The following is a 14,526-nucleotide window of genomic DNA, read 5'->3' on the forward strand; positions in this document are numbered from 1 at the left end:
CGGGCCCGAACGGCGTCGGTGTACGGTTCGCTGGTGGCGGCAGCAGATTCCATCATTTCCGGCGTCCTGAACGCATTCCGTCCCCGCACTTCCCCGCCGAGCACCGCCACGGTGCTGCGCTCGGCACTGTGGCCGATCGCCATCCTGTCGATCATCCACCGCAGCTACGTGCTTTCGACCAACGGCTACATCACCGACGACTTCGGCCCGGTGTACCGCGCGGTGTCGAACTTCCGTCGGCACTGGGACATCTACAACGAGCATTTCAACTTCGTCGATCCGCACTACCTGTATCCGCCGGGCGGCACCCTGCTGCTGGCGCCCTTCGGTTTCCTGCCTGAGTTCGCCTCCCGCTTCTGGTTCGTGGCGATCAACTCGGTGGCCGTCGTCATCGCGGCCTGCCTTCTGGTACGGCTGTTCAAGTTCTCGCTGACCTCGGTGGCGCTGCCGGCCTTGCTGCTGGCCATGTACTGCACCGAATCGGTGACCAACACCCTGGTGTTCACCAACATCAACGGCTGCATCCTGCTGGGCGAGGTGCTGTTCTTCACCTGGCTGCTGTCGGGCAAGGTGAGCCATCAGTGGTGGGCCGGCGCGGCGATCGGGCTGACCCTCGTGGTCAAACCCGTGCTGGCCGTGCTGCTCCTGTTGCCGCTGCTCAACCGGCAGTGGCGCGCGTTGGTGACGGCGTTCGCCGTGCCGATCGTGTTCAACGCCGTGGCGTGGCCACTGTCGTCGGACCCGATGGGCTTTGTGCGCAACACCCTGCCCTACATCATGGAGACCCGCGACTACTTCAACTCCGCCATCTTGGGCAACGGCATCTACTACGGCCTGCCGATGTGGCTGATCATCGCGCTGCGGGTGGCGATCGCAGTACTCGCCGCGATCAGCCTGTGGCTGCTGTACCGCTACTACCGCGAACGAGACCAGCTGTTCTGGATGCTGACCTCCTCGGGTGTCCTGCTGGTCACCTCGTGGCTGGTTCTCGGACTGGCCCAGGGCTACTACTCGATGATGCTGTTCCCGTTCCTGATGACGGTGGTCCTGCCGAATTCGGTGTTGCGCAACTGGCCGGCCTGGCTGGCGGTCTACGGGTTCATGACGATGGACCGCTGGCTGATGTGGCGCTGGCCCACCACCGGGCGCTTCCTCGAATACATGAAGATCACCTACGGCTGGTCGCTCTTGGTGGTGGTGGTGTTCTGCGTGCTGTACTTCCGCTACCTCGACGCCAAATCCGCCGGCAGGCTCGATGAGGGCATCGACCCGCCGTGGATGAATCGAACTCGCGAACCCGAATCACTCTGAGCTGAATTGCATGACCTGACCCGCCAACCGGGTCCTGGTCTGCATCGCCAACCCGTGCCGGGCGCAGACCTCGTCGAGTTCGTCGGGGTTGACCAGCCGGAACGGCGAGCGGTCGAGCCGGTGGATCGCCGTGGCCATCGGGGTCCGGGTGAGGTCGTAGCCGGTGAACACACCGCCGGGGCGCAACACCCGGGCAATCTCGGCGACCGCCGATTTCCAGTCCACGATGTGGTGCAACATCAGGCAACTGACCACCGAATCGAAGGAATCGTCGGCGAACGGCAGATCCGTGGCGTCGGCGGCGCGCACGGCCACGTCCGGGAACGTCTGCAGCCGCCGGGCTGCGGCGCGCACCATCGCCGGGTCGAAGTCGGTCGCGGTGATCGCCAGATCCGGATTGGCCTGTCGCAACCGCGCCGCGATATCGCCACTGCCAGAACCGATTTCGAGCACCTCGCGGCCCAACCGGTCAACCGGGAGGCTGCCGAGCACCGCCTGCCCCGTTCCTGTTCGCCACAGCGCGGTCTTGCAGAAGGCGCGCTCGATCTGTGACATCGCCGGCATGCAGGGCTCCTGTCGTCTGGGTGTCGTCGAGGTACACGAGCAACCGCAGGCTATCGCGTCAGGCCGCCGCAGCCTGGCGCACGTCGGCGCACAACACGTAATTTGGGTGCTATGACAACCGAGGGCCCCAAGGTGGCGCTGACCGACGACGAGTGGCGCGAGAAGCTCACCCCGCAAGAGTTCGCGGTGCTACGTCGCGCGGGCACCGAGCGTCCCTTCACCGGGGAGTACACCGACACCAAGACCGACGGCGTCTACGAGTGCCGGGCCTGCGGCGCCGAGCTGTTCCGCAGCACCGAGAAGTTCGAATCCCATTGCGGGTGGCCGTCGTTCTTCGATCCGGCCGATTCCGCTGCGGTGATCCTGCGCTCCGACGACTCGCTGGGGATGCGTCGCGTCGAGGTGCTGTGCGCCAACTGCCACAGCCACCTCGGGCACGTGTTCGAGGGTGAGGGCTACCCCACCCCGACCGATCAGCGGTACTGCATCAACTCCATTTCACTGAAGCTGGTGCCCAAGCCCGCCTGACGCCGGGGGCGCTACTCGACCCGGGTGGCGTGCACCTCCCAGAACGGCATGTGCACGCGGCCGTCGACCAGCCAGGGTTCGATCGCCCGCAGTCGCTCCAACACCGGGCCCATCTGATCGGCCATGTCGGGGTTACGCGCCGCCATGGTCTCGAACGCCTCGACGCTGACGTTGCCCTGGTAGGTCGTCGTCCCGAGGTAGGTGATCTCCCAGCCGGCGTCCGGGAGTACCCCGCGGAAATCGTCGGCCGACATCGACCGCGGCATCCGGAAGCCGTTGACGTTGTGGTCACCGAATTCGTACATGTACAGCCGCGCACCGGGTTTGGTGGCTCGGTGCAAGGCCCGCACATACGACTTCTGCAGTTCGGGCTCATCGGTGAACACGTGATAGAAGGCGGTGTCGACGACGGTGTCGAACCGGCCTTCCAGCCCCTCCAGCTTCGTGGCGTCGGCCACCTGGAAATCGACGGTCACCCCGGCCCGCCGCGCGTTCTGCCGGGCTCGCTCGATGGCGGCCGGTGAGGCATCAATACCTGTGGCCGACAACCCCTTTGACGCGTAGTGGATGGCGTGATGCCCGGGCCCCGTGCCGGGATCGAGCACCTCGCCCTTGACGGCGCCCAGCGCGACCAGCTGCTGCACGACGGGCTGCGGCCCACCGATATCCCATGGCGTCGCGGCGGGCAGTCCGTGCGATGTCCGCTCGTCGCGATACATCTCTTCGAATCGATCGGATTCTTGCGGAGCAGTCATGTCCGCGAGGGTAGACCCGCGAACTGAAAGCCCAGGTCATGTCCACGAGCAGACCCAGATGTCCCGGACACGCCGGGCGGACGGGGACATCTGCGTCTGTTCGCGTACAGAAAAACTAGGGCAGCTTGGCGACCAGATCCTCGACGCTGACCCGCGGCCCGGTGAAGAACGGCGTCTCCTCGCGGGTGTGACGACGCGCGTCGGTGGCCCGCAGATCGCGCATCAGGTCCACGATGCGGTGCAGTTCGGGCGCCTCGAAGGCCAGGATCCACTCGTAGTCGCCGAGCGCGAACGCCGGTACCGTGTTGGCCCGCACATCCTTGTACCCGCGGGCGGCCATGCCGTGCTCGGAGAGCATGCGACGACGCTCCTCGTCGGGCAGCAGGTACCACTCGTAGGACCGCACGAACGGGTAGACGCAGATGTAGTTGCCCGGGTCTTCACCGGCGATGAAGGCCGGGACGTGGCTCTTGTTGAACTCGGCCGGCCGGTGCAGCGCCACGCTGCTCCACACCGGGTCGCTGATCCGGCCCAATGCGGTGGTGCGACGGAAGTCGGAGTAGGTGGCCTGCAGCGCCTCGATGTTGTCGGCGTGCGTCCAGATCATGAAGTCGGCGTCGGCGCGTAGGCCGGCCACGTCGTACAGACCGCGCACCACCACGCCACGCTCTTCGGTGGTCTTGAAGAACGCCGCCGCCTCGTCGGTCACCTCGGCGCGGTCCTCACCCAGCTCACCCGGGCTCACGGCGAACACCGAGAACATCAGGTAGCGGATGGTGGAGTTGAGTTCGTCGTAGTCCAGCTTGGCCATACGCCTATCGTGCCACGCGGGCGTTCACCAGTTCCGCGGCCGCCCGGGTGGCGGTGCCCACACACGCCGGCACCCCGATCCCGTCGAGATAACCGCCGGCCACCGCCAACGTTGGCGGCAACCCGGCCCGCAGTTCGGCCACCAGATCGCGGTGCCCCGGACCGTACTGCGGCATCGCGTCGATCCAGCGGTGCACGTGGCTGTCCACCGGATCCACGGTGACCCCGAACAGCGTGTGCAGATCCCGCGCCGACCAGGTCAACAGGTCCTCGTCGCCGGTACTGCGCGCCACGCTGGATTCCGCGGCGTCGCCGTAGCGGCCGAAGGACAGCCGCACCAGCTCGACGTTCCCGCGCCGGCCCCACTTACGCGAGGACATCGTGACCGCCTTGGCGTTGAGGCGTTCACCCGCAGCGACGAGCACACCCGACTGCTGCGGCAGCGGGGTGCCACCCGGCAGGGCCAGGGCCACGACTGCCGCCGAGGCCACCCGGATGCGGCGGGCCGCCGCGGCGGTACGCGGCGCGACGTGTTCGACCAGGGCGGGCAGATGTGGCGCGGGGACCGCCAACAGCACGGCGTCGGCGTGCCACCGCGCGCCTTCGTCGTCGAGCACCGCCCATCCGCGGACCTGGCGGTCCACCCGCACCGCGGCGACCTGAACCCACCGCACGTCGGCGCGGCGGCGCAACTCATCCAGCAACACGGTATAGCCGCCGTCGACCGCCCCGAACACCGGGCCGTCCGACGGCGGGGGCAGGGCCGCCCGGACCGCCTCGGTCAGGCTGCGGGCCCCGCGGTCCAGCGCTGCGGCCAGCGGCGGAACGGCCGAACGCAGACCGATCGTGGCCGACGACCCGGCATACACCCCGCTGAGCAGCGGGTCGACCGACCGGGTCAGCACCTGCGGGCCGAAGCGGTCACCGACCAGGTCGGCGACCGACGGATCCGCGCCGCGGCTCCAGCGCAGCGGCCGGTTGGGTTCATCGAGGATGCGCGCCACGGTCTCGTCGTCGACGAGACCGAGCATCGACGACGCCTGGGCCGGGATACCTTGCAGCGTGCCCTGTGGTAACTGATGCAACCGGGCCCCGCTGTAGATCAGTGGGCGGGCGCCGGTGGGGCTGAGCCGCCGGCCGGTCAGGCCCAGCTCATCGAGGAGGTCCAGCATCTCGGGCCGGCGCACCACGAACGCCTCGGCCCCGACGTCGAACGGTTGCCCACCGATCCGTTCAGTGCGCAGCACCCCGCCGAGCCGGTCGGCCGGATCGAGCAACGTGATCTCTGCGCGCGGCCCGGCGGCCAACCTCAATCGGTACGCCGCGACAAGGCCCGAGATGCCCCCGCCGACAACGCAATACGACGCACTCACAACGAGTGCACCAGCGTCACCGCCTCGGTGATGATGCCGGGATCGGTCGCCGGCAGCACACCGTGGCCCAGATTGAAGACGTGACCGGCCGCCCCCGCCGCCACCGCGGCACGGCCGTCCTCGACCACGCGGCGCACGGCCTGCTCGGCCACCGGCCAGCCCGCCAACAGCACCACCGGATCGAGGTTGCCCTGCAGCGCAGTGCCCGGCTTGACCCGGGCCGCGGCGTCGATCAGTGACGTGCGCCAGTCCACGCCCACCATGGTGGCCGGCGCTGAGCCCAATGCCTCGGACATCGCTCCCAGCAGCTCGGCGGTGCCGACGCCGAAATGCGTCATCGGCACACCCGCGGCGGCCATGGTGGCGAACACCCGGGTGGTGTGCGGAAGCACATACGTGCGGTAGTCGGCCAGCGACAACGTCCCGGCCCAGGAATCGAACACCTGCAGCGCGTCCACGCCCGCATCGACCTGGGCCTGCAGGAAGGCGATGGTCACGTCGGTCAGTGCGGTCATCAGGGCGTGCCAAGTGGCCGACTCGCCGAGCATCATCGCCTTGGTGCGCTCGTGGTGACGGCTGGGACCGCCCTCGACCAGGTAGGAGGCCAGGGTGAACGGAGCACCGGCGAAGCCGATCAGCGGCACCTCGCCCAGCTCACGCACCAACATCGAGATGGCCTGCGAGACCGCCGAGACCTGCTCTCGATCAAGCGGTTTCATGGCCTCGACGTCCGCCGAGGTGCGGATCGGGTGTTCGATCACCGGGCCCACGTCCGGCACGATGTCCAACCCGATCCCCGCGGCCTTCAGCGGCACCACGATGTCGGAGAACAGGATCGCGGCGTCGACACCATGCCTGCGCACCGGCTGCAGGGTGATCTCACAGACCAGTTCGGGATCGAAGCAGGCCTCCAGCATGCGGTGCTGGGCGCGCAACGCGCGGTATTCGGGCAACGAGCGGCCGGCCTGCCGCATGAACCACACCGGCACACGGTGCGGAGTGCGGCCGCTCGCGGCGGCAAGATACGGGGAATCGGGCAGCTCCCGGCGGGTGTTCATCGGCTCCTATGGTGCCACGAGCCCGCCCATGCGGACCGTTGCCGGTTCGTGACGGTCCTGCTACGGCGCGCCTGCAACCTGTCCTGGCCTCATCCGCTAGCGTCAAACGCCGTGACCTCTGCCGAACCGGCCCAGTTCCGGACGGCGGTGGCGGCCATGAGTGCCACCACCGTGCGGCCGGAAATCGAGCTGGGTCCGATACGCCCGCCACAGCGGTTGGCACCGTACAGCTATGCACTGGGCGCCGAGGTTCGACATCCCGAGACCGCGGTGGTCCCGGAGCGTTCCGAGGGCGACGCATTCGGCCGGCTGATCCTGCTGCACGACCCCGACGGGGCCGAGGCCTGGGACGGCACGATGCGTCTGGTCGCCTACATCCAGGCCGACCTCGATTCCAGTGAGGCCGTCGACCCGCTGCTGCCCGAGGTGGCCTGGAGCTGGCTGGTGGATGCGCTGGGATCCCGCGCCGAGCACGTCACGGCGCTGGGCGGCACCGTCACGGCCACCACCTCGGTGCGCTACGGCGACATCTCCGGCCCGCCGCGCGCCCATCAGCTCGAGCTGCGGGCCTCCTGGACCGCCACCGATCTGGAGTTGGGCCCGCACGTCGAGGCGTTCTGTGAAGTCCTCGAGCACGCTGCCGGCTTGCCGCCGGCCGGTGTCACCGATCTGAGTTCCCGCACCCGCGCTTGACATGATGGACGAGGACCCCCAACTCTCAGCAGCCCCAGGAGCCGGCGAGCCCGCCGAGGCCGATGCGACCCCATTGCTACAGCCCGCCGAGGGCGTTCCGGACGTCTGTGTCACGGCTGAAGAAATATCCTCTGCGGCAAAATCTTTGGCGAAAGGCAGCGGCCCCTTCGCGATCGACGCCGAACGTGCGTCGGGCTTCCGCTACTCCAATCGCGCCTACCTGGTGCAGATCCGCCGCTCCGGATCGGGAACCGCGCTGATCGATCCGGTCAACCACGGCGGCTCCCCCATCGACGCCATGGCGCCGGTGGCCGACGCCCTGGCCGCCGACGAATGGGTGCTCCACGCCGCCGACCAGGACCTGCCGTGCCTGTCGGAGATCGGTCTGCGGCCCGGCAAGCTCTACGACACCGAGTTGGCGGGCCGGCTGGCCGGTTTCGAACGCGTCAACCTGGCCGCCATGGTGCAGCGCCTGCTCGGCCTGCAGCTGATGAAAGGCCATGGCGCGGCCGACTGGTCCAAGCGCCCCCTGCCGGCGGAGTGGCTCAACTACGCTGCGCTGGATGTCGAGGTACTGCTGGAACTCCGTCACGCGATCGCGGCCGTCCTCGAAGAACAAGGCAAAACCGACTGGGCCGCACAGGAATTCGAGTATCTGCGGGCCTATGTGGCACAACCCACCCGGCGTGACCGTTGGCGGCGCACCTCCGGTATCCACAAGGTGCGCAACCCGCGTGCCCTGGCCGCGGTCCGCGAGCTGTGGACCACGCGCGACACCATCGCCCGCGGGCGCGACATCGCCCCCGGACGGATCCTGCCCGATTCCGCGATCATCAACGCCGCCACCGCCGATCCCAAGACGGTCGACGAGCTCATCGCCCTGCCGGTCTTCGGCGGCTCCAAACAGCGCAAGAGCGCCAAGGTCTGGTTGGACGCCCTGAATCGGGCCCGCGAGACCACCGACCCGCCCGAGGCCAACGAAGCCCAGAACGGTCCGCCGCCGGCGGCACGCTGGGCCCGGCGCAAACCGGAGGCCGCTGCCCGACTGGAAGCCGCCCGTGCCGGCCTTGCCGAACTGTCGCAACGGGTGTCGGTGCCCGCCGAGAACCTCATCACCCCTGAGGTGGTGCGCCGGCTGTGCTGGGACTGGAACCCCACCGGCGACGTCGCCACCGCGATATCGGAGTTCCTCGTCGAGGCCAACGTCCGGCCCTGGCAGCGGGAGTTGACGATCCCGGTGCTGACCAAGGCGCTCAGCAGCGACTGACCCCGGCGTCAGTCGACCTGGTGGCCGACTTCCTCATCCACCGGCGCCCCGATCGCGGCGATCCATCCGGTGATCTGGCGCGCGATGTGCTGATCGGTCAGGCCGATCTCGGCGAGCACCTCGCCGCGGGAGGCATGGTCCTGGAACACCTGCGGGACACCGAGATCCCGGCACGGCACGTCGATCTCGGCGTGACGCAGCGCCGCGGACACCGACGAGCCGATGCCGCCGTGCACACCGTTGTCCTCCACGGTGACCACCAGTTTGTGCCGCCGGGCCAGTTCACCGATGACCTCGGGAACCGGCAGCACCCAGCGGGGATCCACCACCGTGACCCCGATGCCCTGGTTGCGCAGCCGCTCGGCCACCGCCAGCGCCATCGACGCGAACGATCCCACTGCCACCAACAGCACGTCGTCGGTCAGACCGGCGGCCGGAACCGCGAGCACGTCGACTCCCCCACGCCGCTCGATCGCCGGAATGTCCTCGCCCACATCGCCTTTCGGGAAGCGGAGCGCGGTCGGGCCGTCGTTGACCGCCAGCGCCTCGGCGAGCTCCTCCCGCAGGCGTGCGCCGTCGCGCGGCGCGGCTGCGCGCAGACCCGGGATGATGCCCAGGATCGACAGGTCCCAGACCCCGTTGTGGCTGGCGCCATCCGGCCCGGTCACCCCGGCGCGGTCGAGCACCATGGTGACGGGCAGCTTGTGCAGCGCGACGTCCATCATCAGCTGGTCGAACGCCCGGTTGAGGAATGTCGAGTAGATCGCCACCACCGGATGCAGGCCGCCCATGGCCAGCCCGGCCGCCGAGGTCATCGCGTGCTGTTCGGCGATTCCGACGTCAAAGAACCGGTCCGGGAACCGATCCCGGAACACACTCAGACCGGTCGGCCCCGGCATCGCCGCGGTGATCGCCACCACGTCCCGGCGTTTGGCGCCGATCTTGACGAGTTCGTCGGAGAACACCGAGGTCCACCCTGGGCCCGAGGCCTTCGTCGGCAGCCCCGTCTCCGGATCGATGACGCCGCAGGCGTGCATCTGGTCGGCCTCGTCGTTCTCGGCGTGCGCGTAGCCCATGCCCTTACGGGTCACCACGTGCACGATCACCGGGGCCTTGAAACCACGGGCGTAACGCAGCGCGTTCTCCACCGCGTGCTCATCGTGACCGTCGATCGGGCCGACGTACTTGAGACCGAGGTCGGTGAACATCACCTGCGGGGCGATCGCGTCCTTGATGCCGGCCTTGATGCTGTGCATGCACTGGTAGCAGAACTCGCCGACGACGGGCAGGCCGCGCACGGCCTTGCGGCCCTCCTCCAGAAGCCGTTCGTAGCCGGGCTGCAGCCGCAGGCCGGCGAGGTGCTCGGCGAACCCACCGATGGTGGGCGCATAGCTGCGGCCGTTGTCGTTGACGACGATGACCACCGGCCGACCACCGGTGGCGATGTTGTTCAGCGCCTCCCAGCACATCCCGCCGGTCAGCGCACCGTCGCCGACCACCGCCACCACGTGCCGATTGCGGTGCCCGGTCAGCTCGAACGCCTTGGCCAGACCGTCGGCATAGGACAGCGCGGTACTGGCGTGGCTGGACTCCACCCAGTCGTGCTCGCTCTCGCTGCGCGACGGGTATCCCGACAAACCGTTCTTGGAACGCAAGGTGTCGAAATCCTGTGCGCGCCCGGTCAGCATCTTGTGCACGTAGGCCTGATGACCCGTGTCGAAGATGATCGGATCGTGTGGCGAATCGAACACACGATGCAGCGCCAGGGTGAGCTCGACGACACCCAGATTGGGGCCAAGATGTCCGCCGGTTGCAGCCACCTTGTGGATCAGAAATTGCCGGATCTCGACCGCCAGATCACTCAATTGTGACTGCGACAGGTGCTGCAGATCAGCGGGACCGCGGACCTGTTCAAGCATTCCGCCAGTGTACGCACGCATCAGAAATCAGTCCTGTCGAGGCTGATAGACATCGGGCACCCCGTCGTGGTCGGCATCGAGGGTTTCCAACCGGTGGATTCGCCGGTATACGGCATTGCGCGACACCAGAACCACCGATGCGAGCAGACCTGCCACCACCGATCCGGTGGCCACCGCGATCTTGACGTCGTCGTCGGCCACACTGGCGTGTCCGAACGCGAGTTCGCCGATCAACAGCGAGACCGTGAACCCGATGCCGGCCAGCAAGGCGACACCCAGGACGTCGCGCCACGCGAGATCCTCGTCGAGGCTCGCGTGGGTGAAGCGGGCCAGCAGATATGTGGTGCCCAGCACGCCGATCGGTTTGCCGAGCACCAGGCCGGCGATCACGCCGATGGTCACCGGGTGCGTCAACGCCGTGGAGAAGCCCGACCAGCCGCCGACGGTCACGCCTGCGGCGAAGAACGCGAACACCGGGACGGCGAACCCGGCCGACAGTGGTCGCACCAGGTGTTCGAAGTGTTTGGCCGACGCGTAACGGCCCAGCACCGGCACGGTGAAACCCAACACCACCCCGGCCACCGTGGCATGTACGCCACTGGCATGCACGAGCGCCCAGGCCAACACCGCCGGCGGCAGCAGGATCCACCACTGCCGGGCGCCGCGCTGCACCGCGAGCGCGTACAGCCCGATCGGCACCAGCGCCCCCAGCAGCGGTGCGGGCGCTACGTGGTCGGTGTAGAAGAGCGCGATCACGGTGATGGCCAGCAGATCGTCGACCACCGCCAGCGTCAACAGGAAGATCCGCAGCGCCGCGGGCAGGTGGGTGGACACCACCGCCAGCACCGCCAGCGCGAAGGCGATGTCGGTGGCGATCGGCACCGCCCACCCGTCGAGTGTCTCCGGGTGGCCCGAAAACACGTTGATCCCGACGAAGATCAGCGCAGGCACCACCATGCCGCCGACGGCCGCCGCGATCGGCAGCGCGGCCCGGGCCGGGTCCCGCAGGTCTCCCGCGACGAACTCCCGCTTGAGCTCCACGCCGACGACGAAGAAGAAGATGGCCAGCAGACCGTCGGCGGCCCAGGACGACAGGGACAGATCGAGGTGCAGCGACTGCGGGCCGATGACGAATTCCGAGAGCCGGTGGTAGCTGGACGACCATGGCGAATTGGCCCACACGAGCGCCGCGCCCGCCGCGGCCAGCAGCAGCGCCCCGCCGACGGTCTCAGTGCGCAGCAGGTCCGAGACCCGCTGCCATTCCGGCCATGATCCACGCGCCAGCAGGCGTCGGCCGCGGCCGTCACGGCGGTCAGTCATCCGGGCTCCTGAGGTCAGCATTCAACGATCGCCGACCAGACTTCCCGGCACACCTGCGGTTCACGCTAACAGGACGACCTGCGCGTCAATTCCACGACAAACCCGCCACTGCCGTGATTACGTAAAGTGGAGGCGAAGTCGATTAGTCCGGGGTGCTGGTTGAGTCCATTCGATCACTATTACGCGCGTACCGCCCTTCTTGCTGCGCAGGGCAAGCGCACCCTGATGCAACGCACCGTCGGCGTCACGATCATCGGGTTGAGCCTGATCCCGCTGTTGGTCCTGATCAGCCCGAAAGGTCCGCACGGTGCACTGCAATACGTGGCCGTGGGCGTCGGTGTCGGAGGGCTGACGCTGGCGCAGTGGTGGTGGCGGCGCCAGTGGCCCAGCCGCACCCAGTCCTGGATCGTCGTGTGTATCGGCACGGTCTGCATCGGGGCCACCTGCATCCTGCTGGTGGATCCGACGGTCGGCCTGCTCGGGTCCAGCTCGTTGAGCCTGATCACCGGCTACGCAGCCTTTCTGCACAGTCGGCGGGTGCTGCACCTGACCTGGCTGGCCTCGGCCGCGGTGGTGATCTGCCTCGGCGTGCGGGTGGGGCTGACCGACGTCTGGCTCGGTATCGCCGGCGCGCTCGTGTCGCTGCTGGTGATCCTGAGCACCTCGGCCCTGGTGCGGATCGCCGTCGAGCTGATCGAACCCGACCGCGTCCAGCACCCCGCCGAGATCGACCCGCTGACCGGTCTGCTCAACCGCGAGGCGTTCGACATGCACACCGCGACGATGCTGGGGTCCCACAGTCGCCACGACGATCAGTACCTGGTGGTCGTGGCGGTCGGTATCGACGACATGGCGCTGCTGAGCGACATGGACGGCAGCCACAGCACGCTGCACGCCCGCGTCGCCGTGGCGCAGGCGATGCGCGAGACGGTGCGGCACAAGGTGCCACTGGCCCATGTGTCCGACAGCGAATTCCTGATCGCCGACGTGTTCAAGACCAACGACCCCTCCCCGCTGGTGAACCGGATCCGCATGGCGATCACCACGACGCCCATGCGTCTGACCGCCAGCATCGGCACCGCGTGCAGCCAACTGCGGCCACTGACCGAGCTGCCCACCGAGCAGATCGTCGACGCCCTGGTGGCCCTGGCCGTCACCGCGATGAACCAGTCGAAGGCCGAGGGTGGCAACCGAGCCACCTACGCGCACTTCCCCACCCCGTCGATCGGGCCCGACGACCGCACCGAGTGAACGCTGCCGAGAACCGTCAGCGGGTCAGCACCGCGATGCATTCCACGTGGTGCGTCAGCGGGAAGGAGTCGAACACCCGCAGGTCCTCCACGGTGTAACCGTGTCGCAGATACATCCCGACGTCCCGGGCGAAAGATGCTGCCTCACAACCGATGTGGATGATCCGGGGCACCTCGGTCGCGGCCAGGGCGTCCAGCACTTCGCGCCCGGCCCCGGTGCGGGGCGGATCGAGCACCGCGACGTCGGGGCGTCCCGACTCGGCCGACAGTGCGCGACGCACCGAATCGGTGACCACCGAGACCCACGGCAGGTCGCCCAGCGCACTGCGGGCAGTGCGCGACGCCGCACGCGACGTGTCCACGGTCAGGATCCGACCGCTCGGCCCGACCTGCTGTGCCAGCGCGGCAGCGAAGACCCCGGCACCGCCGTAGAGATCCCACGCGGTCATGCCCGGTTGCAGTTCGGCCCACTCGGCGATCAGCCGGCTGTAGAGGGCGGCCGCGTCACGGTGGGCCTGCCAGAACGCGGTCACCGGCAGCATCCATTCCCGGCCACCGACCCGCTGCACCGCCTCGTAGTCCCCCTCGACGACCCGCGTCGCATTCTTCGGTCCGGCCGCACGGCGACCTGTGCGGCTGGTCTTCGGGCCGGACTGCACGACGTGTCGACGACCGTCGGCGTCCAACACCGCGTGCACGTGCGCGCCCGGAGTCCAACGCTTCGTCTCCAGGCCGGCGGTCAACTCGGCAGGCAGTTGCCCACATTCGAGGTCGGTGACCAGCTCGGCGCTGTGGTAGCGGTGAAATCCGGCCCGGCCGTCGGATGTGGTGTCCAACCGCACACGGGTCCGCCAGCCCCGCGCGGCGCCGTCGCCGACCGCCTCGGCGACAGCCGTCTGCTCGTCGCGCCAGGTGAACCCACCGAGCCGAGAAAGTTGATTGGCCACCACCGAACCCTTGATGCGGCGCGCCGCCCGGGGCTCGACGAACGCAAGATCGCAGCAACCCGCGCCGTGCACCCCGGCGATCGGACACAGCGGATCGACGCGGTCTGGGGACGGTTCCAAGACCTCGACCACCTCGGCGTGCCAATACGATCCGCGTTCGTCGAAGACGTTGACCCGCACCGTCTCACCGGGGATCGCGTACCGGACGAAGACCACCCGCCCCTCGTGACGCGCCACGCAGCTGCCACCATTGGCCGACGACTCCGTGGTCAGGATGAGCTCGGTCACTCCAGGAACCCTCTGCGGGCATCACCGGGGGTGGCACGCGGCTGCAGCGCCTTCAACCGCTCCGACGAATTCAATTGCCACGGAACCGAGGTCACCATCACGTTCGGCATGAACAGCAGCCGGCCCTTGAGCCGCAACGCACTCTGGTTGTGCAGCACCTGCTCCCACCAGTGACCGACGACGTATTCGGGGATGAACACCGTCACCACGGTCCGCGGCGATTCCTTCGTCACCCGTTTGACGTAATCGAGTACCGGGCGCGTGATTTCGCGGTAGGGCGAGGCGATCACGGTGAGCGTGGACGACGCCGAGACCCGCGCCCTGGTGCACCAGTGGGAGGACAGCGACATCAGCGTGCCGCTGAAGGTGATCGCCTCGCCCTACCGCGAAATCACGCGCCCGGTACTCGATTACGTCAAACGGGTGACGAAGGAATCTCTCCG

Annotated in this window: 13 protein-coding genes and 1 pseudogene; 5 read left to right on the forward strand and 9 right to left on the reverse strand. The window is 68.3% G+C overall.

All coding sequences use genetic code 11. The annotated features are described in order from the left end of the window. Positions 1-18: 18 nt before the first annotated feature. On the forward strand, positions 19-1,311 hold the full coding sequence (aftC, locus tag A5699_RS14695) for an arabinofuranan 3-O-arabinosyltransferase (protein WP_067770442.1): 1,293 nt from the start codon (positions 19-21) through the stop codon (positions 1,309-1,311). On the opposite strand, the gene A5699_RS14700 is transcribed toward aftC, so the two are convergent. Beyond that, positions 1,303-1,875, reverse strand: coding sequence for a class I SAM-dependent methyltransferase (locus tag A5699_RS14700; RefSeq protein ID WP_067770444.1), 573 nt, complete (start codon positions 1,873-1,875; stop codon positions 1,303-1,305). The genes aftC and A5699_RS14700 overlap by 9 nt on opposite strands. A gap of 111 nt (positions 1,876-1,986) precedes the next feature. Between A5699_RS14700 and msrB the strand changes: the two genes are divergently transcribed. Further along, on the forward strand, positions 1,987-2,403 hold the full coding sequence (msrB, locus tag A5699_RS14705) for a peptide-methionine (R)-S-oxide reductase MsrB (protein ID WP_067770446.1): 417 nt from the start codon (positions 1,987-1,989) through the stop codon (positions 2,401-2,403). A gap of 11 nt (positions 2,404-2,414) precedes the next feature. Here the strand turns inward: msrB and A5699_RS14710 are convergent, their stop codons facing one another. From A5699_RS14710 to hemE, 4 genes are all read right to left on the reverse strand, one after another. Then, positions 2,415-3,158 carry a class I SAM-dependent methyltransferase gene (locus tag A5699_RS14710; protein WP_067770448.1) on the reverse strand — a complete coding sequence of 248 codons (744 nt, stop codon included), beginning with the start codon at positions 3,156-3,158 and terminating at the stop codon, positions 2,415-2,417. Between the two features lie 115 nt (positions 3,159-3,273). Continuing rightward, on the reverse strand, positions 3,274-3,969 hold the full coding sequence (gene hemQ, locus A5699_RS14715) for a hydrogen peroxide-dependent heme synthase (RefSeq protein ID WP_067770450.1): 696 nt from the start codon (positions 3,967-3,969) through the stop codon (positions 3,274-3,276). A 4-nt stretch (positions 3,970-3,973) separates the two neighbouring features. Then, positions 3,974-5,341, reverse strand: coding sequence for a protoporphyrinogen oxidase (locus A5699_RS14720; protein ID WP_067770452.1), 1,368 nt, complete (start codon positions 5,339-5,341; stop codon positions 3,974-3,976). Then, on the reverse strand, positions 5,338-6,399 hold the full coding sequence (gene hemE, locus A5699_RS14725; RefSeq protein ID WP_067770454.1) for a uroporphyrinogen decarboxylase: 1,062 nt from the start codon (positions 6,397-6,399) through the stop codon (positions 5,338-5,340). Before hemE ends, A5699_RS14720 begins: the two co-directional genes overlap by 4 nt. Positions 6,400-6,555: 156 nt before the next feature. On the opposite strand from hemE, the gene A5699_RS14730 reads away from it, so the two are divergent. Both A5699_RS14730 and A5699_RS14735 read left to right on the forward strand, forming a co-directional pair. Next, positions 6,556-7,092: a DUF3000 domain-containing protein gene (locus A5699_RS14730; RefSeq protein ID WP_231965723.1), complete on the forward strand. Its 537-nt coding sequence runs from the start codon at positions 6,556-6,558 to the stop codon at positions 7,090-7,092. A 4-nt stretch (positions 7,093-7,096) separates the two neighbouring features. Next, positions 7,097-8,359 carry a ribonuclease D gene (locus A5699_RS14735; protein WP_067770488.1) on the forward strand — a complete coding sequence of 421 codons (1,263 nt, stop codon included), beginning with the start codon at positions 7,097-7,099 and terminating at the stop codon, positions 8,357-8,359. 8 nt (positions 8,360-8,367) lie between these two features. On the opposite strand, the gene dxs is transcribed toward A5699_RS14735, so the two are convergent. Next, complete coding sequence (gene dxs / locus A5699_RS14740) at positions 8,368-10,278, reverse strand: 1-deoxy-D-xylulose-5-phosphate synthase (RefSeq protein WP_067770458.1); 1,911 nt, start codon at positions 10,276-10,278, stop codon at positions 8,368-8,370. Between the two features lie 27 nt (positions 10,279-10,305). Beyond that, positions 10,306-11,598 (reverse strand): Na+/H+ antiporter NhaA, encoded by a 1,293-nt coding sequence (nhaA, locus tag A5699_RS14745; RefSeq protein ID WP_067770460.1) that lies wholly within the window; start codon positions 11,596-11,598, stop codon positions 10,306-10,308. Between the two features lie 159 nt (positions 11,599-11,757). Here nhaA and A5699_RS14750 point away from each other — a divergent pair, with 159 nt between their 5' ends. Further along, the gene (locus tag A5699_RS14750) at positions 11,758-12,849 is read left to right on the forward strand and encodes a GGDEF domain-containing protein (protein WP_067770462.1); all 1,092 of its coding nucleotides are present in this window, start codon (positions 11,758-11,760) and stop codon (positions 12,847-12,849) included. Between the two features lie 16 nt (positions 12,850-12,865). On the opposite strand, the gene A5699_RS14755 is transcribed toward A5699_RS14750, so the two are convergent. Together A5699_RS14755 and A5699_RS14760 are read right to left on the reverse strand one after the other, a co-directional pair. Further along, complete coding sequence (locus tag A5699_RS14755; RefSeq protein WP_067770464.1) at positions 12,866-14,083, reverse strand: class I SAM-dependent RNA methyltransferase; 1,218 nt, start codon at positions 14,081-14,083, stop codon at positions 12,866-12,868. Continuing rightward, positions 14,080-14,388, reverse strand: a pseudogene (locus A5699_RS14760) (DNA-binding protein); the annotation flags it as partial. The gene A5699_RS14755 and the pseudogene A5699_RS14760, both read right to left, overlap by 4 nt. Positions 14,389-14,526 lie beyond the last annotated feature (138 nt).

This window comes from Mycobacterium sp. E802, assembly GCF_001666875.1.
Classification (GTDB): Bacteria; Actinomycetota; Actinomycetes; order Mycobacteriales; family Mycobacteriaceae; genus Mycobacterium.

Bases quoted from the DNA above. Each gene is read 5' to 3' on its own strand.
- A5699_RS14700 (WP_067770444.1), bottom strand. From the start codon at position 1,875: ATGCCGGCGATGTCACAGATCGAGCGCGCCTTCTGCAAGACCGCGCTG.
- msrB (WP_067770446.1), top strand. From the start codon at position 1,987: ATGACAACCGAGGGCCCCAAGGTGGCGCTGACCGACGACGAGTGGCGC.
- A5699_RS14710 (WP_067770448.1), bottom strand. From the start codon at position 3,158: ATGACTGCTCCGCAAGAATCCGATCGATTCGAAGAGATGTATCGCGAC.
- hemQ (WP_067770450.1), bottom strand. From the start codon at position 3,969: ATGGCCAAGCTGGACTACGACGAACTCAACTCCACCATCCGCTACCTG.
- hemE (WP_067770454.1), bottom strand. From the start codon at position 6,399: ATGAACACCCGCCGGGAGCTGCCCGATTCCCCGTATCTTGCCGCCGCG.
- A5699_RS14730 (WP_231965723.1), top strand. From the start codon at position 6,556: ATGAGTGCCACCACCGTGCGGCCGGAAATCGAGCTGGGTCCGATACGC.
- A5699_RS14735 (WP_067770488.1), top strand. From the start codon at position 7,097: ATGGACGAGGACCCCCAACTCTCAGCAGCCCCAGGAGCCGGCGAGCCC.
- dxs (WP_067770458.1), bottom strand. From the start codon at position 10,278: ATGCTTGAACAGGTCCGCGGTCCCGCTGATCTGCAGCACCTGTCGCAG.
- nhaA (WP_067770460.1), bottom strand. From the start codon at position 11,598: ATGACTGACCGCCGTGACGGCCGCGGCCGACGCCTGCTGGCGCGTGGA.